This window comes from Hydrogenophaga taeniospiralis CCUG 15921 (assembly GCF_001592305.1).
GTDB classification, from domain to species: Bacteria; Pseudomonadota; Gammaproteobacteria; order Burkholderiales; family Burkholderiaceae_C; genus Hydrogenophaga; species Hydrogenophaga taeniospiralis.
On the sequence record NZ_BCWR01000052.1, the window covers coordinates 1 to 657 of the forward strand.

A 657-nucleotide genomic window follows, 5' to 3' on the forward strand; every position below is an offset into this window, starting at 1 on the left:
GGACATCACCTGGACCGTGCTGGGCTACACGCCGGGGCGTTTCAACAAGGCCGAGGTGTTCGAGCTGCCGTTCATGAGCGGTTCGGCCGAGCAGTCTTCGCGCGCCTTCCAGGAGTACGTGGAGAAGTTCGCGGCCGACGAGTTCAAGGACGTCAAGCTGCTCGCGGTGCACACCCACGGCCCGGGCCTGTTTCACACCAAGGCCCCGGTGACGGGACTGGAGAGCCTGCGCGGCATGAAGATCCGCGGCGGCTCGCGCATCATCAACAACATGCTCACCAAGCTGGGTGCCAACCCGGTGGGCATGCCGGTGCCGGCCGTGACCGAGGCGCTGTCCAAGGGCGTGATCGACGGCACCACGATTCCCTGGGAGGTGACGCCAGCGCTCAAGGTGACCGAACTGGTGAAGAACCACACCACCTTTGCCGGCAAGCAAGGCCTGTACACCCAGACCTTTGCGTTCTCCATGAACCGCTCGGCTTACAGCAAGCTGCCCGATGACCTGAAGAAGGTCATCGACAACAACTCCGGCATCGAGACCGCAGCCCTGTTCGGCCGTGCCATGGACGAGGGCGACAAGGTGGGCCGCGCGATCGCCGAGAAGGCCGGCAACAACATCGTGGCGCTGGACCTGGCCGAGACCCAGCGCTGGCGCCG

1 protein-coding gene is annotated in these 657 nt (G+C 65.1%); it reads left to right on the plus strand.

Annotated elements, in window-relative coordinates:
* Positions 1–657: TRAP transporter substrate-binding protein (locus tag HTA01S_RS24450; RefSeq protein WP_169804815.1), on the plus strand; the 657-nt coding region annotated here is incomplete at both ends.